The following is a 24,335-nucleotide window of genomic DNA, read 5'->3' on the forward strand; positions in this document are numbered from 1 at the left end:
AGCATATTTTATTGTATGTTGACTATATAGTCATACAAATCTAAAGCGTTCATAAAAGCACACTTATATGTGTGCTTTATTTTTAATTAAAACCTACAACATTCTCAAACAATATCCATATATTATCTTGATTCCTCTCTAAATATATAGTTTGTCTCAGAGCGCTTTTAACAGCCCTCTTTTTATTTAAATTCCAATTTTTAAAGTTCGATTTTATGCTTTACGTTATACACATGCTATACTACTTTTGAAACAAGATATACATCTAAAGACTGCAAGTGAACACTTCTGTCATAAAGATATGTTCATAATATTAAATCGCTATTCACATGTTTTACCTGGAATGCAGGCGGATGCTGTTAAACTATGTATTGAAAGACCATTAGAATAATATTTCCAAATATAAAAAAATGCGGTTTCTCCTCTCAAGAGAAACCGCAACATATCAATGCTTTTACTATATTTTAAACTGGCTCGTATACAAATCAAAGTAGAATCCTTTATCTTCCATGAGAGATTCATGATTCCCTCTTTCTAAAATTCTTCCATCCTTTATAACAAGGATTTGATCTGCTTTTTCAATTGTTTTAAGTCGATGAGCAATCACAAAACTTGTGCGACCTCTCATTAAATTATTTAGTCCTGCTTGTATTTGTAATTCTGTTCTTGTGTCAATATTAGATGTCGCTTCATCTAGAATTAATATATCTGCATCTGCTAAAATTGCTCGTGCAATCGCAAGAAGTTGTTTTTGCCCTTGACTTAAATTCGATCCTTCTGAAGCAATTTCTGTTTCATATTGATTTGGCAAATGCTTAATAAAAGAATGTGCAGATGCTGCCTTAGCTGCAGTGATAACTTCTTCATCAGTAGCATCTAAGCGTCCATAACGGATATTATCCATAATCGAACCAGCAAATAAATACGTATCCTGTAAAACTACTCCTATTTTACTTCGTAAAGAATTAATATCATAATCTTTTATATCTTTTCCATCAATATGAATTTGTCCTTGCTGTATATCGTAAAAGCGAGTTAACAAATTAATGATTGTTGTTTTCCCTGATCCAGTCGGACCAACTAAAGCAATTGTCTCTCCTGGCTGCGCTTTAAGACTCACTTCTTTTAAAATTGTTTTATTTTCTGCGTAGCCAAATGAAACATTCTTAAGTGCAACATGCCCTTGTAAATTTTGTACAACGAATGCGTCTTTTTTATTTTGAATTTCTGGTACCTCATCCATAATCTCAAAAACACGTTCTCCACCAGCAACTGCCGCTTGAATTGTATTCATTAAAGTCGCAAATTGACTTAGCGGCCTTGAGAATTGACGAGAATAATTAATAAAAGCCGCAATAACTCCTACTGTTGTCATTCCGTTTAAGACCATAACTGATCCGGTCCCAATGACAAGCCCCATACCTAAGTTATTAATAAAGTTCATACTTGGAAAAATAAAAGCTGAAAATATATCAGCCTTCGTAGCTGAAACTCTTAGCTGTTCATTAATTTTATTGAAATTTTGTACAGTTTCTTTTTCTTTTCCATACAACGTTGTAACATCCGCACCTGTAATTGCTTCCTCAATAAATCCATTTAGTTCACCTAAATCTTTTTGACGCTTCGCAAAGTTTTTACCACTATATGCAACTAGTTTTTTTGTAACGTAAAACATAATAGGTACTGTAATTAAAGTTACAATTGCTAAAATCCAATTTAAGGCGAACATTGCAATCGTTACACCTATAAAAGTTAATGCTGATGAAATAATTTGTACAACACTTTGTGTCAAAGCTTGGTTCAAATTATCTATATCATTTGTCACACGGCTCATTAAATCACCTTGAGAACGCACATCAAAGAACCGTAAAGAAAGCGTTTGGATTTTCTCAAAAATATCTTGTCGTATTTTTTGAATTGTTTTTAATGCAACGTTAATCATGACAAATGTTTGTAACCATGTTAAAAGTACAGTTACACCGTAAATCGCGATAAGTAACATACACATTCTTGCTGTACCACTTAAATCTTTCGGTACAATATATTGATCTATAATGACTCCCATAAAATAGGGACCTAATAATCCAAGTAAAGTAGTAACAACGACTAGAAATATAACAAACATTAGAGCAGCTTTTTGATAGCCCATATAGTTCCATATCCGCATTACAGTTCCTTGGGCATTTTTAGCTTTTCCCATCTTTGGTGTGTTTCGTCCACCTTTATTAGCAAATTGCCCTTGAAAATTACGCATGTTCTTCCCCACCTTCTTTATGCAAATTACCACCTTGGGAAAGATAAATTTCCTGATAAACCTCACTTCGTTCTAACAATTGTTCATGTGTACCATTGCCAACTAATTCACCATTATCTAATACAAGTATTTTATCCGCATCCATTATGGAAGAAATTTTGGACGCAATTAATAAAGTCGTTGTGCCTTTATATTTTGTTTTTAAAGCTGTTTGAATAGTAGCCTCTGATTTTGCATCAACTGCTGATGTAGAATCATCTAATATGAGAATCGGTGGTTTTCTCACAAGTGCCCTTGCAATTGATACACGTTGTTTTTGTCCACCTGATAGATTTGTCGCACCTTGTGTTAAATTATATTGATAAGATTCTTCCAGCTTATTAATAAACTCAGTCGCACAAGCTGATGCAGCTGCTACTTCCAGCTCATCATGTGTTGCATTTTCTTTACCATAACGTAAATTCTCTTCTATACTACCTGAGAACAACAAAGCCTTCTGAGGTACAAACCCTATTGAAGCACGGAGTTTTTGCAAATCATATGTTTTAACATCTATTCCATCTATACATATTTCACCTTGATCCACATCATATAGACGTGGTAACAGTTTCGCTAAGGTAGATTTACCACTTCCAGTTGATCCAATAATCCCTACTTTTTCACCTTTTTGTATGCTAAACGAAATATCTTTTAAAACGTATTCATTATTTTTCGTATAGCTATAACTAACATTTTTAAATTCGATATTCCCCTCGATTTTCTCAGGTTCGATTGCATTCGCTTCGCTTATAATATCAACCTCGGTATTTAACACTTGCTGTACACGATCCGCAGATGGAAAAGCTCGCGCAATTTGAATAAATACCATGCTAATCGACATAAGTGACATTAAAATGATATTCAAGTAATTAATAAATGCCAAAATCGCTCCTACTTGAAGCGTTCCATTGAATACTTTTTCTCCACCAATCCATAATGTTGCGACAATCCCGCCACTTACAACTAGCATAATGATTGGCATCATTAAAGAAATAAGTTGCACAGCTCGAATATTTATCTTCGTTAAATTTGTATTTACACTTCCAAATTGAGCGATTTCATATTTTTGTCTTACATACGCTTTTATAACACGTACACCAGATAAATTTTCTTGTAACTTTGTATTCACTTTGTCCAATGCCTCTTGCACCTTTTTAAATGTACCACTTGCTTTGCTTGCAATTAAAATAATCGCAAGTAATAAAATCGGAACAACTACAAGTAATATTGGAAATAACTCTCTTGCTGTTACAAAAACAATAATTATACTTCCCATAAATAACAGCGGACCACGAACGAGAACACGTAATGTCATTGTCATTGCTGATTGAATGGAAGTGATATCATTCGTCACGATCGTTAATAATTTACCTGTTCCAAATGAATCACGATTATTACTAGAAAATGTTTCTATTTTCGCAAACACATCTTTTCGTATGTCAGTAGCGAAATTAACAGCTGCTTTTGTAGAATATATCATACACCCAAGCCCTCCAACTAAACCGAGTGCTGCTGCTCCTATCATAAGAAGCCCCATTTTTATTACATAATTTAAATCCCGATTTGCAATCCCAACATCAATGATATGTTGCATAATAGTCGGTTGAATTAAGTCCATCGCAACCTCAAGTACCATAAATAGCGGTCCAATAATAGCGAAGAACATGTATGGTTTTAAATACTGTAATAACTTACGAAATGATTTCATACATAATCTCCTTTTCCCATGAAATTACCACTGAATAATTCATATCCCTCCTTATTTAAGTGATATTTTTTGTAATTTCTTCATTACTTTTATTATATTATGCAAATTAATATTTAACATTATTAAATGATAAGTATTAATGACTTTCTGGTCAATAAATGTGCTTTATATTATGTAAATACAAAAACCGCATTCTTAATGAAAAGAATACGGTTTTTTCATCTATATTTCTTCAATTGTAAAATTTAAAAACTCAGTCTCAAATCCCTTATTTTTAGAAGGACTACACGTGTAAAAACCTATTTTAATAGGCCCATTCCCTATATCCTCCATTAAATGAGCGATTCTTATTTGTTCCCATTGATGGTTCTTTTTCACATATATTGTATAATCACCGCGTTTTCGAATAATTCGAAAACGAAGTTGTTGCTTAGCTGCTTCAGTTGGATAATCTTGCGTTGACCAGTCAGAATATCCATTATTCGTTACGACAGCACCTAAGTGAGATGGCCCTTCAGGGATATATTCTAAAGATGTTTTTAGCCAACAGTTCTCTGAAATCATAACAAAAAGACCTGCTTGATCGAATTTTGAATTTGGATTCATACGTAACTGAACTTCAGCTTGAAAGTCTGTCATCATCTCATTATAAAATACATGACCATTCATTACTTCAAAACCATAATGTGTTTTAAGCCAAAAATCGGTTTCTGCTTTCGAACGGACAATAAACGCATGATTATCATTAATTTTATAGTATTCAGGTACATTCATTATAGTGAGTTGCTCAATACGTTCTGGTATATACGATATATTCATAGCGCCTCCATAATAAAGCATTTATAGACATTTAAAACTCCGCTAATACTGGAAATTTATAACCTTTAAAATCTAACTCTTTATCACTTCGAACCATTAAATACTTGCTAGACTGTAATTCTGTAAACTGTACATCCTCAACCCCTAATTGATCCGGAGAAAAATAAAATTCGATTTCCGTAAACCTTTCATTGATTTCTCCACATAATTCATCTAAAACCGGAAGTACTGGCGCAAATACTCCAAATAATTTCAACTTTTCATTGTCTACTTCATAAACGATTAAAGCATCTAGTTTCTCTGAATAATACAATTTCTCATTCCATTCCGAATCATACATATTCAAATAAAATGAAGGATGGAAGTTTAAAGTTGAAAAACTATTTGAAAGTCTTTGGCTACTATCAATAGTTTCATGTATTAACTGTCTATTCTCTATATTATAGAAATCTAACTTTTTAAGTAGTGAATCGTTATTATTAATATTTTTATCATATGGTATAGTCATCAAATATTCCTGCACAACTTTAAATCCAAATGCTGTATATAGTTCAGGTTTTTCCGTAAACAATAATGCACATTCACATTTCTTATCGATTTCTTCTATCATTTTACTCATTAATTGTGTCATTAGCCCTTGTCTACGGAAATTAGGGTGTGTCATTACTGATTGAATACCCGCCGCATTTATTTTTTCACCATTAATTAATAATGGGAGTGAAAATGCCGCAACATTTGCAATCACTTTATCTTCTTGTAAAAATGATAAAGCTTTATATGTATCATCCCAATATCCTTTATCCGAAAAATCATTCAATGTTTGAGTTGTAATTCCCAACACTTCTTCAAATAAAGGAAATAACTGCTCTCTTTTCGGTTCTTCTATTAGAAGACTTGCCAATTTTTCAACATTCCCCATGTTGTACCTCCAAATGTTAAATTCCATTAAATTAGATATACTTATATGACCTACTCTTAAAAATAGAGGTCTTACCAATCAATATACTATCATAAAACATAAAAAAAAAGTCTAATTAATTTTATGTTTCGACTATTTGAAAATAAGTCGAATAAAAAAATATTAAGATTTTTGGATATTAATTAGTTTATTTTATAAAAATAGCGCTTTCTAATTAGCTTTTACTAATAGAAATACACTATTTATAATAAAATATTTTTATTCTTTTATCCCTTCAAGTCTTTCCTTCGTATTAATTTCTTCTCCACTTATACGCTTTTCAAAAGACTTTCTCCAACTATTTGAAAGTGCATTTACTTCTAATATCCTTTTTACCCCTTCAATATTTTGTTTTTCCTTATGCATGATACGGTTAGCGAATGCTACTGAAACACCTTTTGGATCAGACTGTAGTCTTTTTAAGGTGTCGACTGATGATACCCATCCTTCTTTTAATACACGAAAATAAAATCCTGTATATCCTGTTTCTTGAAAATATAGTGGTAACTTTGGAATATTATATTTTTTTGCTAATTTAAAACAAGGTTGCCTTGGTTGTGTTACCTGTACGATTGCCTGTCCTAGCTCAAACGTATCACCAATACAAACATCCTCTTCGCTCATACCACTAACTGTTATATTTTCTCCGAAAGCCCCATATACAAGATCTTGATTCAATTCTTTTTCCCAGTATGGATAGTGATCACCAGTATAAACACAAACTGCTTTATCTACTCCTCCATGATGAACTAAGTCAGCTTGTCCATCCCCATTAAATTTTACAAAGGATAAATATACCGGTTCCTTTACTTGTTTCTTATTTATGCCTGTATGAATTACCTTTCCGCCGTATGTAACCTCTTTTGGTAATCCTATATTTAAAGATAATAATTGATATTCATTAGCCATTCTATTTCCTCCTTTAAAGGTGTTACATGTATTTTCTCTCAATTAATTTTTACAACCCTCTCTGTTATATAAAGATGATTATAAAACCTCTAGAATCATTGTTCAATTCAATTATTTATATAATAATGATAGGTATAACCTATTATTATACTTGAGGTGATTCCAATCGAATTACGACAACTTGAATACTTTTTAGCTGTTTCAAAAGAATTACATTTCACAAAAGCAGCTGAGAAATTAAATATTTCACAGCCTTCTCTAAGTCAACAAATACGTGCATTAGAGCATGAAGTAGGAATGCCACTTTTCGATCGAATCGGTAAAAAAATATCTTTAACTGAAGCAGGGAAGATTTTATTATCACATAGTAAAACCATTTTTCATGAAGTCGAACAAGCTCGTTCAGCTATTCAAGACCTAAACGGATTACAGCAAGGTTCCTTAACAATAGGGGCTTTGTTAACCGTCGTAAATTATTTACTACCACTAACTATTTTAAATTTCAATAATTTATATCCCAATATAGAGCTTTCTGTATTAGGGCTTCGCACAGGAGATATTCGTGAAAAATTATTACAAAACGAACTAGATATTGGAATTACATTTCTCCCGGTGCAAGATAAAGAGATTATCTCTATCCCTCTATACAAAAGCGATCTTACATTAGTCGTGCCCACTGGTCATCGAATAGCTGAACGTAATCATGTATCTATTGCTGAATTACAGAACTATCCTTTAATTCTTTTACCTAAAAATTTCTTTTTAACCGAACTAATTACATCTCATTGTCAAAAATTCAACTTTAAACCAAGACCAATTTTAGAAATTAGCACGATGGAATCTTTAATCCAAATGGTTTCCAAAGGAATGGGAATTACAGTGTTACCCAAACCATATATAGACTTTTTACAAAATAATAACATTCAAGCTATTAAAATAGAAAACCCTACTCCAACAATTGAAATAGGGTTAATTTATAGAAAAGATAAATATATGTGTGCTGCAACTCAAGAATTTATTGAACAACTAAAAAGCACAGTACGTTCTTTCCAAAACTAAAAAAAAGAGATTATCCTATGAAACCGTTTCACAACGATCTAGTAGAATAATCTCTTTTCAAAACAAAGTAAACATTATATTAAACTCTTATAGATTTTAATGTACCTTTTTAGATATTGGAATATATTTAGTAAAATATGCACCAACTAGCAATAATACAATTGAAAATAACCAAGTAAAAGCACCGCCAAAGTGAAACCAATATGCAAACATATTTAAAATTGCGAGTGAAAAGAAGCAAATAGAAGTTAACGCACTTTTCAATCCTTTTTTCCCGGTTTTTTTTCTCTTTTGATAAGCAATATACATCCCAATGACAAGAAAAAAGATAAGAATAAATGGTAACATAACTTTTAGCATTGGTAATCCCTCCAGTGTAAATGCACTCTCTTCATTATCAGCTTATCTCATTTATCTTTTAGGCATCAATTCATTCTTATCTTCCCTCCAAAAGTCAGTATAAGTTTTATTTTTAAAGTTCACGTTCACCTCAGAAAACGGCATACTTCCTCCAACTTTCAATGAGTACCAGTCGTTTAAAAGTGGTGATCCGAAACAAATCTTCATTGTACGATCATGTAAATCGAATAATACAGAATGTAAAGTTCCAAACCATTCTTCATAGTTATGTACAGTCAGTCCATCAGGATATTCTTCTTCTACTAACTTTTTTAAAGACTCTATGCTCACTTGTTCATATCCATTTAAATGCTCATGTAAAATATGATATCTCTTTGTAGATTGTTCTAATTTCCTATTATTTAATTTCTGAATTGATGAACTAACTGCATGGTTTGTTGATACAATAAAAGCTTGGTTGTCACCATCAATCGTTGTTGTGGATTTATGACCGTCAAATATTTCAATATGTGCTGCGTTTAAAGGATCAGCTACTATTAAATTAATATTACTAGCAATTGGTATTTCTTCTATTAGTGATTTAGCTTCCTGCACATTTTTACATTTCTCCAACAACAATCGAATTACCGCAAAACACTGTAAACCATTTACCATTGGCTTTCTTAAACCTGCAATGTTTCCTACTGGTTGACCACATGCTGAAAATGTAACAGATAATCCATGTTCGTTAACCCCTTCTGTTCGACCAAAATATTGAGTAGAAAAGCCACTATGTGCATACGCACCTTCAACATGCGTCGAGCAAAAACGCATATCATCTATTACTGGTGACAAATCATAATTTCTTAATACATAAGTGTGAGTTGAATCTGTCTTTTTAGGTAATACTGCACAATGACTACAACCTGCTTTCAATAGTGTTTGATAGTAATACATCATATTTTTTGAAGGAATTTTTAACACTTCACAAAAACCTTCAATTTCTTCATTAATTCCAGAACAATATTGATTTAATATATTTCTAGATTCTGTCCAATGGTTATGCGATATTAAGTTTTCTTGCTCTATAAATTGCGGAATAAGATAAGAATGTTGTTTCACAAATTCACCTTGTTGCTTACCAATTTCATAATGACTTCCTTTGAGCGATGAAAAATACCCCTTTACTTGATACATCAAATTCCCCCTCTTATTAAACATATCCATATCGTACCAAATGAATCCCATTCATTCTTGATGTTTTTTACTACCTTACCTTAACTCCATGCCACTTAAAAACCTCCACTAATAATTATTTTTTTGTTAATATTGCTACAGAAGCTTTATTTCAAAATAAAATAGTTTAATATCAAATGAGCAAAATACTATATTGAACTTACTCGTAAGCAATCATCTAATTTTTGAGATTAAGAAACTTATTTATCAAAGCAAAAGGAGAATTTATGTATGAGCAATTGCAAACCAATTGATGAATTAACTATTGAAGACCTAAAACAAAACCCCATATGGGAATGGGCAATAGATGAAGAGGAAAACGAAGAACATGACGAAACATGGGTAAAACCAGCAGCAACTACTAATTTTACAGAGGAGTTAAACGGTTCAATCGTACTAGGCGAACTATTCTTACATAATGGTGAAAAATCCCCTATGATGTGTGAAATTGACATTGAAAATAACGAGGCAGTAATTCGTTCTGTTGTTTATTATAACGAAGTAGAAAATGAGTATATTGCTATAGTGCTATAGAAGATATTGTGAAAACGGTCGAAATGCCGTTATCGATTATTATTAACCTAACAATTCATGCAGAATCCAAAACCTTACGCTTCACTGCACATAAAGTAGATATTTATAAAAATTCAATAACGACTAATTTAAATTAAAGTTGGGCGAAATAAAGAAAACAATTATTAAATAAAGTGAAGCTTTAATCAGTGGGGGTCTTACTGCCCAGCAAATAGCGGGATAAAAACCGGAAAATCATTATCGATTCCCCGGTTTTTCAAACTAGATTAAAGTATTCCCTTTTCTACTAAAGTCTCTGCGATTTGAACTGAATTCCAAGCCGCACCTTTTAATAGGTTATCGGAAACAATCCAGAGGTGGAATCCGTTTGGCATATCAGGATCTTTACGTATTCTTCCGACAAATGTATCTATTTTCCCTTCTGCATATAATGGCATTGGATACAGCTGTTTACTAGGGTTATCCTGCAAAATAACACCTGGTGCATCCATTAATACTTCCTTAATTTCCGCAACGGTTGCTTCTTTTTCCAGTTCTATATAAACCGATTCTGAATGTCCTGATACAACTGGAACACGTACACAAGTAGCTGCCATTTTCAGGTTTTCATCTTCTAATATTTTCTTCGTTTCTTGAATCATTTTTACTTCTTCAAAAGTAAAATCATTGTCTGTAAATATATCTACTTGAGGCAGTACATTAAACGCTATTGGGTAATGTTTTTTATCTTTTTTCGCCGGTAATATATTACTTTTCACTTCTTCACCAGCAAGCATAGACTTAGCCTGCTCTTGTAATTCATGAATCGCATGAATGCCAGAACCCGATACAGCTTGATATGTTGAAACGATAATTCTTTCTAAACCGAATGATTTTCGAATCGGCTGAAGTGCTGTTACCATCTGTAATGCTGAACAATTTGGAACTGCAATGATACCTTTATGCTGCTTTAAAGTATGCGCATTCACTTCCGGAACAACGAGCGGTACACCTTGTGCCATTCGGTACTCACTTGTGTTATCAATTACAATCGCACCACTAGAAACTGCATGAGTTACAAATTGTCTAGATACTTCTCCCCCAGCGCTAAAAAAGGCAATATCTACACCTTCAAAGCTAGTTGTTTTTGCCTCTTTTATAATTATCTCTCGTCCTTTGAATCTTACTTTCTTACCAGCGGATCGTTTTGACGAAAGCAATGTAACTTCAACTATATTAAACTTCATTTCATTCTCTAACAGTTCAATAATTTTTTGCCCTACCGCACCTGTAGCCCCAACAACAGCTACATGATAGCCCTTTTTGATCATCTTTTCTCCTCCAATATCACCTGAATGAATATTTCTACAATTTCATTTTATACAGAATTTAATCATTTGGAAAATTAAAATACATGATATAATCATTCACAAATCATGATAATAAAAGAGGGATCGCTTATGGAAATGAGACATGTTAAAACATTTTGCGCCATTGTGAAGTATGGTAATTTTTCTAAGGCTGCGCATGCGCTAGGTTATGCGCAATCTACTGTTACAGCACATATGAAAGCTTTAGAGAACGATTTACACATTCCTCTTTTCGATCGGTTAGGGAAAAAAGTGCTACTTACAAAAGCAGGTCATCAATTTCATCCTTATGCATTAGAATTACTTTCAATATATGAAAAAGCGCAAGAAATCCCCCAAAATACAGATTATTTAGAAGGTACATTAAGTATTACATCTAATGAATCATTAGCGGTATACCGATTACCACAATTATTACGTACTTACAAACAGAAAAATCCAAAAGTAAATATCGTACTTGAAACAAACACAAATGAACAAGCATTACAAAAATTACGTGAAGGAGAAACAGACGTTGTCTTCATAATTGGAGAAAGTATAGAACATAATGATTTTATTACGCGTACTTTTAGTAATGAAACATTTGGATGGATTTTACCAGCTTATTCCTCTGCACATACAAATCCATTCCAGTTATTACAGGACACCCAGTTCATTTTTACAGAACAAAGCTGCGGCTATAGGCCAATGGTAGATTGTTTTTTACGTCAAAGTGGAAATATTCCAGCTAAAACATTTGAAACTTCCAATGTTGAAGTAATTAAACAATCCGTTATGTGTAAGTTAGGCATTTCAATTCTTCCTTATATTGTTGTACAAGAAAGTTGTCAAAAAGAACAACTATGTTTTCAGCCTATCGAAACTCCAACAGTTATTCAAAGTCATGTAATCTATCATAAATCTAGATGGATTTCCCCGGTGTTACAGTCGTTTCTTTCCTTACTTGAACGAGACTAAAATATTAAGATGTACATAGAAAAAGAGTAATTGCCTAATAAGCAATTACTCTCTTTCATTAATTAGTATACTATTTATTAGTCTGTCCCCCACCTGCAATTAATTTACTACCTGAATATGTACCTTTGTTCATAAACACTTGATTAATTAATTCTTTTTGCTCAGCTTCCGACATTACTCCTTTTCCTTCTCCTAAATTCCCACTTTGTAATTTCCAAATCTTATTGTGATCCCCATCAACCTTTTCATATTTTCCTTGTTTCCATCGTTCTAAAATTTCTACATATGTACTTCCCTGCACAAGATTATTACTCTTTACAATATCAATTAAGCTTTCAATCCGCTCTTGTGTAATAAAAATATAGCCCCACTTTTGATCAGCTTTCGCTTTTTGATGTGCCATTTCATGTAATGCTGTCTGTATGTTCTCATCTGTCCATTTAAAATTTTTATTAAAACCACTATTCGGCAATGAATAATTTCCATTTTCTAAAAGCTTTGCATCTTCTGCTTTTACGTTACTATCAGCTAATACTTCTACTGCTGGAGCAGCTGGTGATACCTTTTTCGCAGCTGGTTTACTATTATTTAAATAATGCAGCATACCATATGTTAAACCTACTCCGATTACCGCCATACCAGCTAGAATACCGATTATTTTAAATAGTGTTTTCATCGCGCTTGTTTCCTCCCAAATTTCTCTGTTCTGACTACCTAATTATTTCTTATATAAAAACTGTTACTTCATTCAAAATATCGCATCCCCTATCATATTATTTATATATACTTCCTCATATTGTATTTCTTTTCCTTTGAAATTAAAAGATTATTCTGTTAAATAATGAAAATATTCTACAAATTTTTCCTTTATATTTATAAAGAAACAAAAAAACAACGATTGCGTTCTACAACACTCGTTGTTTTTACTTTATGCACGATTTTCTTTTAACCACTTCGTAATAACATCTAACTTCGAAACATCAAAACGTCTTTCTTCACACACGTTCAATTTTTTTGAGTTTTTCACTATTTCTAATTCATTATTTCTTACACTTTTCGCCTCAATTAATTTACAATACCCATCTGTAACAGTATTTAAATTTTCATAATAACGTTGAAACGATTTTGATATATGTAAATGTTTTTCGAAGTTTCTTCTTCTTTTCGTCTCATCAGATACTTTCCGCTTTCTAAGTTCTTCATCGTTCGTATATAAATAAAAATATTGATCTGGAAAACCAATTTCCCTATTTATCATCTTTTCTTTATAAAAATTTTCTATTAAAGATAATGGCTGATTAAATATATCAAAATGAAAACACCAATTATAACTAAGTGGCTGATATATATCGCCATCGAGTATTACTAATTCATATTGCTTTGACTTCTGAACAGCTATATTCCAGCGCTCAACTTGTTTTTCAAAATACCATGTTCTATGTTCATTTTTTGGCCTTTCAAATAAAGAATTCACTTCAGGTATTATATAAGCACCATAATTCTTTTCTAATTCACGGCACGTGGTACTTTTACCAACAGCGCTTGCTCCCTCAAATGCTATTATCCCCATAGTTTCTTCCTCTTTCATTAACTAAAATTTCGTTGTTTCACTTTTCTTCCCCATAACTTTCTCCATAAAACAATTGAAGCAATAGTGAGCATGATTGTTGTAATGATACTACCTTCAATTCCGAACGCGCCTCCATGCAATGTTTCTGGTCCATTTGTTATAGACTTAAAAATTGGAGTAGAATATACAGTTGTGCCACTAACTGCAAAACCATATACATTATATTGAGCCCAGTTCCAAATTGAGTGCCATGCACATATTCCCCACAGACCGTCTTCTTTCAATACATATAAAGCTGCGAAAACACCCACTAATATTATATTCGATATAGATAATATTGTAATTCCCGGATTAAGTAGATGAAGAAATCCAAATAAAAATGAAGTTACAATTATTCCAACCCATATACGACTTCTAACAGAAAGAACCGGGAATAACCAACCTCGTACAATAATTTCTTCCGTTGCCCCTTGTATTAAAAATGCAACTAGAGATCCTACTATTCCTACTATCACTGTTGAGGTAATATGTTGTACTTGCAATTTCACACTCCCCATTAATAATAGTAAAATAACTGGCGTTGAAATAAATAAAAACCCTATTAACGCACCTTTTAAATACTTTCTCATCCATTTCTCTTTCCAAAAGCCAATGGATGAAAAAGGTCTTTTTTCTACAAAACGAACCCATATAAATAAAATAAATATAGCTCCGCCAAACGTTAACACCATTCTAACATTGTCATAAATACCTTTCATGAATATCGTTTCAGCTTTCGGTAAAAATAACATAAATAACATAAAAAGTTCGCCTAAAGTCAAAAATATAATGGCTAATATTACAGCAAAGACTGGATGGACCTTTTTTCTCCCTGCTTTTGCTGCTTCAATTATTAAAAATGAATTATTTTTCACTTTCTTTTCTCCTTTTATAATATTTAACTACCAACAGTAAACAACCATATTTTACCACAAAAAATACATTATTAATATTTACTCTAAGTTTTTCTTACATGATTTTGCATAAATCCAAATTAGGAATAATATATAAATAAAAGAGGTGCCTTTGTGCCTTTACTATTATCACCCAGATTACTCAGTGGCATTACCAGCACTTGCTATTTCCCACCATTTGTTGTAAGATAGTAATTAAGGTCAATTTAACACTATATTTTCTTTGCATATTATCAAGTATCAATCAGGGACAGTTTGTACTCCTTATGGGTTTTTGATAATATGTGAAATTTTATTTTCATTCAAATAAGGCCGATCATATTGTAATTTTTCTACTTTTAGGAGGCATTACCATGACATTAACAGGTAAAGTAAAATGGTTTAACAGCGAAAAAGGTTTCGGTTTCATCGAAGTTGCAGACGGTAACGATGTATTCGTTCACTTCTCAGCTATCACTGGCGACGGCTTCAAGTCTCTTGACGAAGGTCAAGAAGTTAGCTTTGAAGTTGAAGAAGGTAACCGCGGACCTCAAGCTAAAAACGTTGTAAAGCTATAATTCAAACAATAAAAAGGTTGTTACCAGCAAGGTTAACAACCTTTTTAATATATAACTAAAATTTTTTACATAAAAGGAGTGGTTACATGTATCGCAATCGAAAGAACGATGTAGCAGAAGTACCACCAGAACAAACCCCTGTTTGGGAATGTGAATCAGAGGATTGTTTAGGATGGATGAGAAAGAACTTTTCATTTGAAGAAGAGCCTAAATGCCCTTTATGTAAAAGTAGCATGAAAAGTGGAGAACGTTTATTACCTAAATTAGGTTAATTTATAATAAAAAAAACCTCTTTTAATTAAGAGGTTTTTTTATTATAAATTTATGTCCTCAACATCAGTTCGCACTATAGAATACAATAATGCATCGTGTTGCTTATTTCCTTGATGAATATATCCGCGCAATAGCCCTTCCTTTTGGAAGCCAATTTTAGATAACATTCTACAAGAAGTAACATTTTCAGGATATGTAATAGCTCCAATTCTAAACAAACCTAAATCTTTAAATCCATAATCAATAATTTCTCCAGCTGCTTCTGAAGCATAACCATTTCCCCAATAGCGAGGATGCAGATCATATCCAATCTCAGATCGTTTACTCCATAATTGTAAATTGTTTAGTCCAATTGTTCCTATTAAAACGTTCGTTTCTTTTAACACAATTCCCCATCGTATTGCCTTTTTCTCAAAGTAATTTTTTGAAAAAGATTCGATCATACGTGAAGCTTGTCCAAACTCCGTAAAAGAATTCATACCGTAGTAACACGTCACTTCATCCAATGAAAAGATTTCATATATTTTTTGACAATAAGATTGTTCTATTTCAACTAAACGTAAGCGTTCTGTTTCTAATATAGGAAATGCCATAGGATCACTCCTTTCTCTCTACTCATTCATTATATCAGAAAAAATATGTATAATTAGTAAAGTCCTTATTGTTCCATAAATCAAACATTTCTAATGGCACATTCTCTCTTAATTCTATATACACGAATTAGATACCTTCTGATTGCACCTCAAACATCACGCTATAATTTCCATAAATCGAATTTTAAATTATCAAGAACTGTAAAGAAATTGTTTCTTCATTTTCTCCTTCTAAACAACCAACCTACCCCATACATTTATGGTAAAATATAGTTAATATATTATTTTATTGTGGAGGTGAAAATTTCCTATGTATATATTCATCGGCTTATCCCTCTTACTCATATTACTTATTTTTTTATTCGCAAAGAAATTCACACCAAACTCATTCATGATGACTAGCTTTAAAGGCAATAGCTTTAAAGGCAATAGCTTTACGACATTTTCAATCGGTATTTTAATCGCTGCCATACTCTCACTTTCATATGGAACTTATCATGCAGTAACATATCAACCTGGTTATTTAGATATTAAATTAAAAAATCAAAACTATACTGTTTTCGGTAATGTAGGCGAATTCGGTTATTTCTCCGAAGAATTATTAAAAAAAGATACAGAAGTACAACTATATTTCATCTCTTGGAAAACAATACAGTTAAAAAATCCGGTAATACTTATAGAATATCCTTCAGGAAAACAAGAAACATGGAAGCCAAATATCGTATCAATACCGGTAAATAAATTACAGGAAAAACATGATATAAAAGATATTTATCAACTATCACCGTATTCATTTAAAGAGTCTGGAGAAATAACATTAACAATAAAAGAAAAAAATGTAAAAAACAACAAAATTTCCATTCAAATAAAATAAATAAAAACTGTTCCTCCATTTTGCTGAAGAGACAGTTTTTATTTATTCTACAGTATTATTTATTTAATATAGCCATTATTTCATTGGCTATATTCTTTCCATTTCCAATACACGCACCAATTCCGACACCGTAATATGAGGCACCAGCTAAATATACATTTGGATAAAGATTCGTCATTTTTTCTTGCAATGTTTGAACCGCTTGATTATGTTCTAAATGATATTTCGGCATTAAATCTTTCCAATTTGTAACTTCGACTACTTCTGGTTCACCTTTAATTCCAAGACTCTTTTCAATATCATATAAAGCTACTCGTACTAATTCTTCTTCACTATAATTTTTGATTGTTTCATATACCGGATTGGTGCTCTTATAAAACATTCTTACTAATAATTTTTGTTTACCCGATGTATGTTTCCACTTTCGACTTGTCCATGTACAAGCATCACAATGTAAATCACTGTTTTCCGTTACAATAAACCCTGTGCCGTCAGCTGGTAGTTGTTCATCTAGTATGTCAAATCCTAAGTAAATACTTATAAGAGATGAGTTTTTAAATGTATTAAACTGCTCATTTAACTCATTAGACTGTAATAAAGTTTGTGCTATATCATGTGGAGCTGCTAAAACAACATAATCAGCTTGTATTGTTTCATGATTTACAAAAGAAATCTCATATCGATTTTCTTGTTTACTTACAGCCGTCGTTATAGCACCTTTTTTTACGACAGTTTCAGTCAGCACTTCTTCTAAGCGATTAATTATCGTAGATAGTCCACCTTTAAATGATACGAATTTTTTATTTCCTGCTGATTGAAATTGTTTTTTATTCTCTTCAAAACCTTTAATAATACTTCCATACTTATTTTTATAATCTAGTAAATATGGTAATGTAGATGCCATTGTAAGCTCATTCAATTTACCAGAATATACGCCTGAAAGCACAGGAGCAATTTGTCTTTCCACTAACTCTTTCCCTAAGAAACTTTCTAAAAATAGAGCAAGTGATGTATCTTTCGTAAACTCTTTATTTTTCGTTATGAAATCTTTTAAAGCTACGATTTTCCCTTTCGTTGAGACTAGTGTACTGCTAAACAACGACCGGGCGCTCATCGGTATCCCAAATATAGTATCAGAAGGAATCGGATGTAACATGTTTTCAGAATATATGTAAGAAATACCCGTTTCATTATATACCATTTCATCTTCTAAATTTAAATCTTTTACAAGTGGCATAACATATTCATTACGAGCAACGATTGAATCCGCTCCTGACTCCATAATGAAATCCTTTTCTTCCACACTATGGATTTTTCCACCTAAATACTCTTCTTTCTCAATAAGAATTAAATTTAAATCGATATTATAATCCTTTTTTAATTTTTCTAAATAAAACATAGTAGAAAGTCCCGTTATACCTCCACCGATAACAACAACTGTTTTCATATGTGCTGCGCTCCTAACCGATACAATTAATAATTCCTTTTTATTATAACCAAAAGTCCTTATATTCGACTAGCAAGTTGCGCATTCTGTAAGAAATTAGACAATATATTTGAATATATTTTCAAATTACCTAATAAAAAAGAACTATAACATATACAAACCACGTCATAGTTCTCTTTATTTTAAAAACATAAAGTAATTGATTAATTTGTCTAGTTCTTGACTCAATGCCAATACTTTTTCATGTTGAATTCCATAATCCGATACTAAATATAAAAGTTCTTCTTTTTTTATTTCAATTACTTTTTCTAATTTCGCTAGTTCCATGTCGTTTTACATCTCTCCAAAAATAAAATGTATGTATTTCAGTATAGCCTACTTACATAATTAGTAAAAGTAAAATACGCATGTAAAATCTTACATATTTGAAAAAATAATATACTACTAACAAAAAAAGAAACTAGATTAAGCTTCCTTTTACAGATTATTGACGTTCATTAAGAATGAATAACATACCGGAATTTTTCTAATGTTATATCTTTATAATTTGGAGCTCTCTTTATATGATTAAAATAACTAGCAATTGTAGCTGCTCCAAAATGCGCATGCCAAATATCATTTGTTTCTTTTTTGCATTGAGAAATAATTGAAAGGCCGCCTTTTAAAATACTTTTGTTTTCCATTTTCTTTCTCCCCTAATAAAAATCACTATATTTTCATCCTAAAGATGGTGTCAGTACAAATAAAATGTGATTCGATTCATCACTTTTATTCAAAAATCGATGCTTCACATTCGGTGGAATACGTACAACATCGCCTTCTTCTAAAAAATATTCTTTTCCCTCCAATTCCACGTACACTTCCCCTTTCATAATAACAGCAATCTCTTCCTTATCTTCATGGGAATAATGGCTTTCTGTTGTGTTTGCTTGTTTATTTAAATCCATCATTAACATTTCAATACGTGCTTTCATAAAATCAGGTGTTAATACATCATATACAATGTGATCATTGTTTTCCCGATATACTTTTTTTCGATCTTTTTTCTTAGAAATGAGCGAATCTGTATCAATATCATTAATAAAAAGTGTAAACAGCGGTACATTTAATGCTTTTGCAATTAACTCCAAAACATTTAAAGAAGGATTAGCATGTCCTCTTTCAATTTGGCTAATTAGTGATGTACTAATCCCTGCATACTCAGCGAATTCACGAATTGTCATATTATTTTTCTTACGATAACTTAATACTGTTTGTCCAAGCCTATCATGTATCATAGTAAAACTTCCTTTCGTCCATCATAATGCATATTTCATTGTCTTTGTGCTGACATACTAAACAAAGGCAAATAATCCTTTCCTATTATCTCCGGGACTTATATACTTACTTTTGTACATTATATCGCATTAAGTTTATTATAATAAACATTCTATCGGAGGAACAAACTTTGAAATCACCTATTCTTTCATATTTCATCCTATTTTTTGGTGTATTCGCCTTATCAACTTCAGCAATTTTTGTAAAATTGGCAGATGCTCCTGCGACAATCATTGCTTTTTACCGATTATTCTTTGCCACACTAATCCTGTTACCGTTATTACTATTTAATAAAAATAGTCGAAATGAGCTAATAACTTTACCGAAAAAACAATGGGCACTTGGATTCGTATCTGGGCTATTTTTAGCTGCACATTATGTACTATGGTTTGAATCATTACAATATACTTCTGTAGCAAGCTCTACAGTTATCGTAACGTTACAACCTTTGTTCTCAATGATTGGTGGTTATTTTTTATTTAAGGAGAGATTTACGAAAGGAGCGGTTATTGGTTGCCTCATCGCTATTTCAGGTAGTATCATCATTGGCTGGCAAGATTTCCAAATTAGTGGAGAAGCTTTATATGGAGATATTTTAGCATTTATCGCTGCCGGTATTATTACTGCTTATTTTTTCATTAGCCAACACGTTCGTAAAGATTTGTCACTTATACTCTATTCGGTAATTAGTTATGGAAGTAGTGCTGGCTTTCTTGGCATATTTGCTTTTACGCAACAAGAATCTTTCATCCATTACTCTACACAAACTTGGTTGTGTTTTATTGGATTAGCTTTCATTGCTACAATTTTAGGACAAACCATTTTTAATTGGTTATTAAAATGGATGAGTGCTACTGTAATTTCAATGAGTATTTTAGGTGAAACAATTGGCACTTGTGTGCTAGCGTACTTTATATTACATGAGACTATTTCTTTACAACAAGGACTAGGAATTACCGTTATTTTTATTGGTTTAGCATTATTTTTATTACAGCCAAATTCTAATGAAAAAGCATGACAGTATACTGTCATGCTTTTAACTATTCATTATGTACAATTAAACCATTCGGTCTAAAACGACTCATCATAATTTCATTAATAAACTTTCCGTGAGCTTTCAAATTCCCTATCTTTACTCCCTCTTCTACAAATCCAAATTTTTCATATAAAGCTTTTGCTTTTGGATTCGTTTCTAACACACCTAGTTCTACTCTCTCTAACATTAACCAATTATCAGCCAGATCAAGCATCTTCGTAAGAAGTACTTTCCCAATTCCTTTATTATGATATTCACTGTCTACCCCAATGAATAGATCGCCTGAATGAGATCTTCGGCCCGGACTTTGTGTTAAACCTACAAACCCAACAACTTCTCCATCATATTCTGCAACAAATTCAAATTGATTTTGTGCTAAATTTCGAATTCTATTTTCCATAGCTTCTACACGCATGCTAGGTAGGAAAACCATATACGGTAAAACGTCATCCTGTATACATATACGATGAATTGCTCTAGCATCTTGTATTTCTACTGCTCTAACGTTGATCCCCATCTTTCTCTCCTCCATATAAATAACAATATATTTGTTTGTGTGTATTCTAGAAACATGTATGAATGACCTTCTCACTCGTATTTCTTTATGTCATTTTTACATAATTATTTCGATATAACACTTATTTTCCAAAAAGATTAACAAATATGGATTTGGTTAACTTTTCACCTCGTTATATAAATCAAGTAAATTTTCAATTGGAATACCATTTAGTTTCATCCCGACTATATTACAATTTTCTATTTCAATATTTTTCAGATTACTGTTACTTATGGTGCTACCTTCCAAGTCACATTTATCGAATAAAATAGGTTCCTTCTCATCTCCGAGACTTGTATTTTTGAATTGTACTCCACCTAAAGTCACCAAATTAAATTTACTGCCAGAAAGATTTAAATCTGCATATGATGACCTTCTAAAATTTATATTTCTAAACTTTGATTGACTTACATTGCAATTACTCATATTCGTATTCATTATATTGCTACCAACAAATGAACTGTTTTTTAAATTCACTTGATAATACCCTGTATTTGCTAAATTACAGTTTTCGTATTGACTATTTTTCATATCTTTATTTGTAACTACACTCGCTTTGTTTGAGCTTGTTTTTATTCTTTTCACGTAACAATACTCATCTTCCGATTCAAAAATCATTTGGTAGCCCATCTTTTTATAAAAGTGATGATTATTAATTTGTCTACTAGATGTTTCGAGATCCCAAATCTTTATGTTTGGATATTCCTTTTCTATTAATTTCATAACATGTGATCCAATTCCTTTTCCTTGATAAACAGGATCTACAAAAATACGATCAATTCGACCGTACGACTTACCAGAAATCGTAACTATTATCCCTCCAATTATTTCTTTATCCATTACAACTTTGAAAGAATCCAATTCTTCAATGGAATATTCCATCATTTCAACTGAAGAATATCCTGGTGGTTGAATGTTATAATCAATGACATCATCTTGTCCATATAGCCATTGTTTTGCTTCTGCATCAAATGTTCTTTTCATTATTTCTGTTAATTTCTCAGCATCTAAAATTGTAGCTTTTTCTATAGATATCATTGTTGTTTTCCCCTTCATTATTACAAACCGACAACTGTTGTGAATGCTATAATTATCAATTCACTTTTATTTTTAATGCTTTTCCCATTATTACATATGGAGTATCATTTGTACTTGGATGAAATGACTCCAATACATTTACCCAATCTAATCTTTCATATAACGAACGTGCTTTTTCATTGTTTACTTGTGTTGTTAAAACACTCGTTCTATTTGAAAGCCCTTCTAGTAATTTATTATGTAATTTCGTTCCAAGACCTTCATTTTGATATTGTGGGTGAACTGCTAACTCTACAAATTCAAAACAATCTTGTAACCATTCGTCTACTTGCTCTAGATGTAACGCTTCTCTCATTAATTGATTATAGTACTGTCCCTCCATTGAGCGATAACCATAAGTAAAGCCAACTACTTCATTTTCATCATTTATTGCTACTATACCTTTAAAACCTGTATATTCTATATGCCTATTCATTCGTTCGATCATTTCATTGAAATTTGTTTTCTCAAATACTTTACAATACAATTTTGCCATATCCCCAATTAAGATCTCATCTTTTTCAATGCTTATGAATTTCACTTTATTCCCCCCCTGTTAAAACATTTATATCCTTATTCTTTTAAAAACAAAGAAAATTAATACTAATCACTCTCTTTACTATTAAACTACAAATCACCCTATATTTTCCACAATCACTTAGTATTAATGAATAACAGAAGAGACCATGTAATGTAAACATGTTCTCTTCTTTTATTCATTTTCAATTTTATCCCGCTATTTTCCAGGCAGTAAGACCCCCACCTCAAAATTCAGCGAAAGCAAAAAAGTTAGGTGGGGGTGGGGCTAATAATCAGTGGGGCTGAACAAAACCCCCACTGATTAAAGTTTCACTTTATATAATTAAAAATTAGATATTACTTAAGCCACTCGTTGCAAGTATTACTTAACTGCTGTAAATCTTCTATAAATTGACTCGCATCATATCCATCACAAACCGAATGATGTACTTGCAATGAAACTGGTAGCATAACCTTGTTTCCTTCGTTAAAATATTTCCCACAAGTTATAATTGGCAATAGAAAATTTTCATCATTATTAATATTAAGATTAAATCCAGTAAAACTAGTCCAAGGTATACTAGAAATTGGAAATACATTAGGCGGAATATTTTCTTTCGTGAAAAAACCATGAACACTAGCATAGCATCTCATATCGTCTTCATAATTCTTATAGAAAGTGCGGAAATCCCTTGAATAATCCGTCCATATACTTGAAAAAGACTTATCATCTTTATGAAAGATCGTATAACTCGGTATCATTTCCTCCCAATAGCCTAAAACTCCTTCATCGTTAAAACATGTTCGAAATTTTTTATGATTATTTACTACTCTAGAAATTAAATATATAAAAACGGGATAAAATTTTATTCCCTTTTTATATACTTCCTCTAATAACATCGTGATATCAACATTAACAGTCATACTAAATGTACATTTCAACTTTAAATAATGCTCAAAATACTGCTCTCTATTCCAATCTTCTCTATCAATTACATGAAACTTCATTCTAATAGCCTCCTAAAATTTTCTTTTTATTTTAGAAGGCTAATTCCCTTGCTTTCACCATAATTGTTCACTCCTAACAGTTTACAATTCACCCTAATTATTTATTTAATTATATAACATATGTAAGAATCAATTCACATATTTCTGGAAATCCATCCACATACTATAGATAAATCAAATAAAATTTGGAGGATACGTACATGAATAACAAAAATATGAATAAAAAAGAAAATGTTACTGAAAACACTACATCTATTCAAAATAATAATACTGCAAACCTTACTATCGAAGAACAAGCAATGAACGGCTTATACGGAATGCCCGAAACAACAATTGAAGATGCTGATCACGCTGCAGCTGATGATTTGACTTCGAAAAATTAATTAACTACATT

Annotated in this window: 27 protein-coding genes and 1 pseudogene; 8 read left to right on the forward strand and 20 right to left on the reverse strand. The window is 31.7% G+C overall.

The window, feature by feature from the left end; genetic code table 11:
* Positions 1-457 precede the first annotated feature (457 nt).
* From EBQ15_RS08820 to EBQ15_RS08840, 5 genes are all read right to left on the reverse strand, one after another.
* Positions 458-2,254 (reverse strand): ABC transporter ATP-binding protein, encoded by a 1,797-nt coding sequence (locus EBQ15_RS08820; RefSeq protein WP_001243551.1) that lies wholly within the window; start codon positions 2,252-2,254, stop codon positions 458-460.
* Positions 2,247-4,001: an ABC transporter ATP-binding protein gene (locus tag EBQ15_RS08825; protein WP_000834760.1), complete on the reverse strand. Its 1,755-nt coding sequence runs from the start codon at positions 3,999-4,001 to the stop codon at positions 2,247-2,249. The genes EBQ15_RS08820 and EBQ15_RS08825 overlap by 8 nt, the downstream gene beginning before the upstream one ends.
* Before the next feature lie 222 nt (positions 4,002-4,223).
* Entirely contained in the window at positions 4,224-4,820 is a 597-nt protein-coding gene (locus EBQ15_RS08830; RefSeq protein WP_001027680.1) for a DUF1349 domain-containing protein, read from the reverse strand.
* Between the two features lie 31 nt (positions 4,821-4,851).
* Positions 4,852-5,739 (reverse strand): GNAT family N-acetyltransferase, encoded by an 888-nt coding sequence (locus EBQ15_RS08835; protein WP_000528679.1) that lies wholly within the window; start codon positions 5,737-5,739, stop codon positions 4,852-4,854.
* A gap of 258 nt (positions 5,740-5,997) precedes the next feature.
* A complete protein-coding gene (locus EBQ15_RS08840) occupies positions 5,998-6,687 on the reverse strand; it encodes an MOSC domain-containing protein (RefSeq protein ID WP_001262998.1) in 690 nt (229 codons plus the stop codon).
* Positions 6,688-6,843: 156 nt separating this feature from the next.
* Here EBQ15_RS08840 and EBQ15_RS08845 point away from each other — a divergent pair, with 156 nt between their 5' ends.
* Positions 6,844-7,746 carry a LysR family transcriptional regulator gene (locus tag EBQ15_RS08845; protein WP_000612235.1) on the forward strand — a complete coding sequence of 301 codons (903 nt, stop codon included), beginning with the start codon at positions 6,844-6,846 and terminating at the stop codon, positions 7,744-7,746.
* 96 nt (positions 7,747-7,842) lie between these two features.
* Here EBQ15_RS08845 and EBQ15_RS08850 read toward each other — a convergent pair whose 3' ends face one another.
* Entirely contained in the window at positions 7,843-8,106 is a 264-nt protein-coding gene (locus EBQ15_RS08850) for a hypothetical protein (RefSeq protein WP_000921853.1), read from the reverse strand.
* A 51-nt stretch (positions 8,107-8,157) separates the two neighbouring features.
* A complete protein-coding gene (locus EBQ15_RS08855; protein WP_000285221.1) occupies positions 8,158-9,282 on the reverse strand; it encodes a C45 family autoproteolytic acyltransferase/hydrolase in 1,125 nt (374 codons plus the stop codon).
* Between the two features lie 270 nt (positions 9,283-9,552).
* Here EBQ15_RS08855 and EBQ15_RS08860 point away from each other — a divergent pair.
* A pseudogene (locus tag EBQ15_RS08860) lies at positions 9,553-9,992 on the forward strand (hypothetical protein).
* 129 nt (positions 9,993-10,121) lie between these two features.
* On the opposite strand, the gene EBQ15_RS08865 reads toward EBQ15_RS08860, so the two are convergent.
* Positions 10,122-11,165 carry an aspartate-semialdehyde dehydrogenase gene (locus tag EBQ15_RS08865; RefSeq protein WP_000591703.1) on the reverse strand — a complete coding sequence of 348 codons (1,044 nt, stop codon included), beginning with the start codon at positions 11,163-11,165 and terminating at the stop codon, positions 10,122-10,124.
* A 129-nt stretch (positions 11,166-11,294) separates the two neighbouring features.
* Between EBQ15_RS08865 and EBQ15_RS08870 the strand changes: the two genes are divergently transcribed.
* On the forward strand, positions 11,295-12,161 hold the full coding sequence (locus EBQ15_RS08870) for a LysR family transcriptional regulator (protein WP_000425900.1): 867 nt from the start codon (positions 11,295-11,297) through the stop codon (positions 12,159-12,161).
* Between the two features lie 70 nt (positions 12,162-12,231).
* Here EBQ15_RS08870 and EBQ15_RS08875 read toward each other — a convergent pair whose 3' ends face one another.
* The 3 genes from EBQ15_RS08875 to EBQ15_RS08885 form a co-directional block, all read right to left on the reverse strand.
* Positions 12,232-12,837: a PRK06770 family protein gene (locus tag EBQ15_RS08875; RefSeq protein WP_000853594.1), complete on the reverse strand. Its 606-nt coding sequence runs from the start codon at positions 12,835-12,837 to the stop codon at positions 12,232-12,234.
* Positions 12,838-13,089: 252 nt separating this feature from the next.
* Positions 13,090-13,749, reverse strand: coding sequence for a nucleoside/nucleotide kinase family protein (locus EBQ15_RS08880; protein ID WP_000656807.1), 660 nt, complete (start codon positions 13,747-13,749; stop codon positions 13,090-13,092).
* Complete coding sequence (locus EBQ15_RS08885) at positions 13,749-14,645, reverse strand: CPBP family intramembrane glutamic endopeptidase (RefSeq protein ID WP_000794829.1); 897 nt, start codon at positions 14,643-14,645, stop codon at positions 13,749-13,751. Before EBQ15_RS08885 ends, EBQ15_RS08880 begins: the two co-directional genes overlap by 1 nt.
* Positions 14,646-15,037: 392 nt before the next feature.
* On the opposite strand from EBQ15_RS08885, the gene cspD reads away from it, so the two are divergent.
* Entirely contained in the window at positions 15,038-15,241 is a 204-nt protein-coding gene (gene cspD / locus EBQ15_RS08890; protein WP_000176366.1) for a cold-shock protein CspD, read from the forward strand.
* 86 nt (positions 15,242-15,327) lie between these two features.
* Positions 15,328-15,513: a cold-shock protein gene (locus EBQ15_RS08895; protein ID WP_000286203.1), complete on the forward strand. Its 186-nt coding sequence runs from the start codon at positions 15,328-15,330 to the stop codon at positions 15,511-15,513.
* A 42-nt stretch (positions 15,514-15,555) separates the two neighbouring features.
* On the opposite strand, the gene EBQ15_RS08900 is transcribed toward EBQ15_RS08895, so the two are convergent.
* Positions 15,556-16,107, reverse strand: coding sequence for a GNAT family N-acetyltransferase (locus EBQ15_RS08900; RefSeq protein ID WP_000885387.1), 552 nt, complete (start codon positions 16,105-16,107; stop codon positions 15,556-15,558).
* Between the two features lie 310 nt (positions 16,108-16,417).
* Here EBQ15_RS08900 and EBQ15_RS08905 point away from each other — a divergent pair, with 310 nt between their 5' ends.
* Complete coding sequence (locus EBQ15_RS08905; protein WP_000275234.1) at positions 16,418-16,981, forward strand: hypothetical protein; 564 nt, start codon at positions 16,418-16,420, stop codon at positions 16,979-16,981.
* 55 nt (positions 16,982-17,036) lie between these two features.
* On the opposite strand, the gene EBQ15_RS08910 is transcribed toward EBQ15_RS08905, so the two are convergent.
* The 4 genes from EBQ15_RS08910 to EBQ15_RS08925 form a co-directional block, all read right to left on the reverse strand.
* Positions 17,037-18,428 (reverse strand): protoporphyrinogen oxidase, encoded by a 1,392-nt coding sequence (locus EBQ15_RS08910; protein ID WP_000860365.1) that lies wholly within the window; start codon positions 18,426-18,428, stop codon positions 17,037-17,039.
* Between the two features lie 177 nt (positions 18,429-18,605).
* A complete protein-coding gene (locus EBQ15_RS08915) occupies positions 18,606-18,755 on the reverse strand; it encodes an aspartyl-phosphate phosphatase Spo0E family protein (RefSeq protein ID WP_000417698.1) in 150 nt (49 codons plus the stop codon).
* A 170-nt stretch (positions 18,756-18,925) separates the two neighbouring features.
* On the reverse strand, positions 18,926-19,111 hold the full coding sequence (locus EBQ15_RS08920) for a hypothetical protein (RefSeq protein ID WP_000428905.1): 186 nt from the start codon (positions 19,109-19,111) through the stop codon (positions 18,926-18,928).
* A 33-nt stretch (positions 19,112-19,144) separates the two neighbouring features.
* Entirely contained in the window at positions 19,145-19,705 is a 561-nt protein-coding gene (locus EBQ15_RS08925) for a helix-turn-helix domain-containing protein (RefSeq protein WP_000581041.1), read from the reverse strand.
* 170 nt (positions 19,706-19,875) lie between these two features.
* Between EBQ15_RS08925 and EBQ15_RS08930 the strand changes: the two genes are divergently transcribed.
* Positions 19,876-20,763, forward strand: a complete 888-nt coding sequence (locus EBQ15_RS08930; protein ID WP_000841807.1) for a DMT family transporter — start codon at positions 19,876-19,878, stop codon at positions 20,761-20,763.
* 22 nt (positions 20,764-20,785) lie between these two features.
* Here EBQ15_RS08930 and EBQ15_RS08935 read toward each other — a convergent pair whose 3' ends face one another.
* The 4 genes from EBQ15_RS08935 to catA form a co-directional block, all read right to left on the reverse strand.
* Positions 20,786-21,298 (reverse strand): GNAT family N-acetyltransferase, encoded by a 513-nt coding sequence (locus EBQ15_RS08935; protein WP_000512622.1) that lies wholly within the window; start codon positions 21,296-21,298, stop codon positions 20,786-20,788.
* Between the two features lie 156 nt (positions 21,299-21,454).
* A complete protein-coding gene (locus EBQ15_RS08940; RefSeq protein ID WP_001999770.1) occupies positions 21,455-22,393 on the reverse strand; it encodes a GNAT family N-acetyltransferase in 939 nt (312 codons plus the stop codon).
* A 37-nt stretch (positions 22,394-22,430) separates the two neighbouring features.
* On the reverse strand, positions 22,431-22,955 hold the full coding sequence (locus EBQ15_RS08945; RefSeq protein ID WP_000668805.1) for a GNAT family N-acetyltransferase: 525 nt from the start codon (positions 22,953-22,955) through the stop codon (positions 22,431-22,433).
* 335 nt (positions 22,956-23,290) lie between these two features.
* A complete protein-coding gene (catA, locus tag EBQ15_RS08950) occupies positions 23,291-23,941 on the reverse strand; it encodes a type A chloramphenicol O-acetyltransferase (RefSeq protein WP_000668529.1) in 651 nt (216 codons plus the stop codon).
* Positions 23,942-24,141: 200 nt separating this feature from the next.
* Here catA and EBQ15_RS08955 point away from each other — a divergent pair, with 200 nt between their 5' ends.
* On the forward strand, positions 24,142-24,324 hold the full coding sequence (locus EBQ15_RS08955; RefSeq protein WP_001060657.1) for a DUF4021 domain-containing protein: 183 nt from the start codon (positions 24,142-24,144) through the stop codon (positions 24,322-24,324).
* Positions 24,325-24,335: the final 11 nt, after the last annotated feature.

The sequence above is a fragment of the Bacillus sp. 2D03 genome (assembly GCF_003946765.1).
GTDB classification, from domain to species: domain Bacteria; phylum Bacillota; class Bacilli; order Bacillales; family Bacillaceae_G; genus Bacillus_A; species Bacillus_A cereus.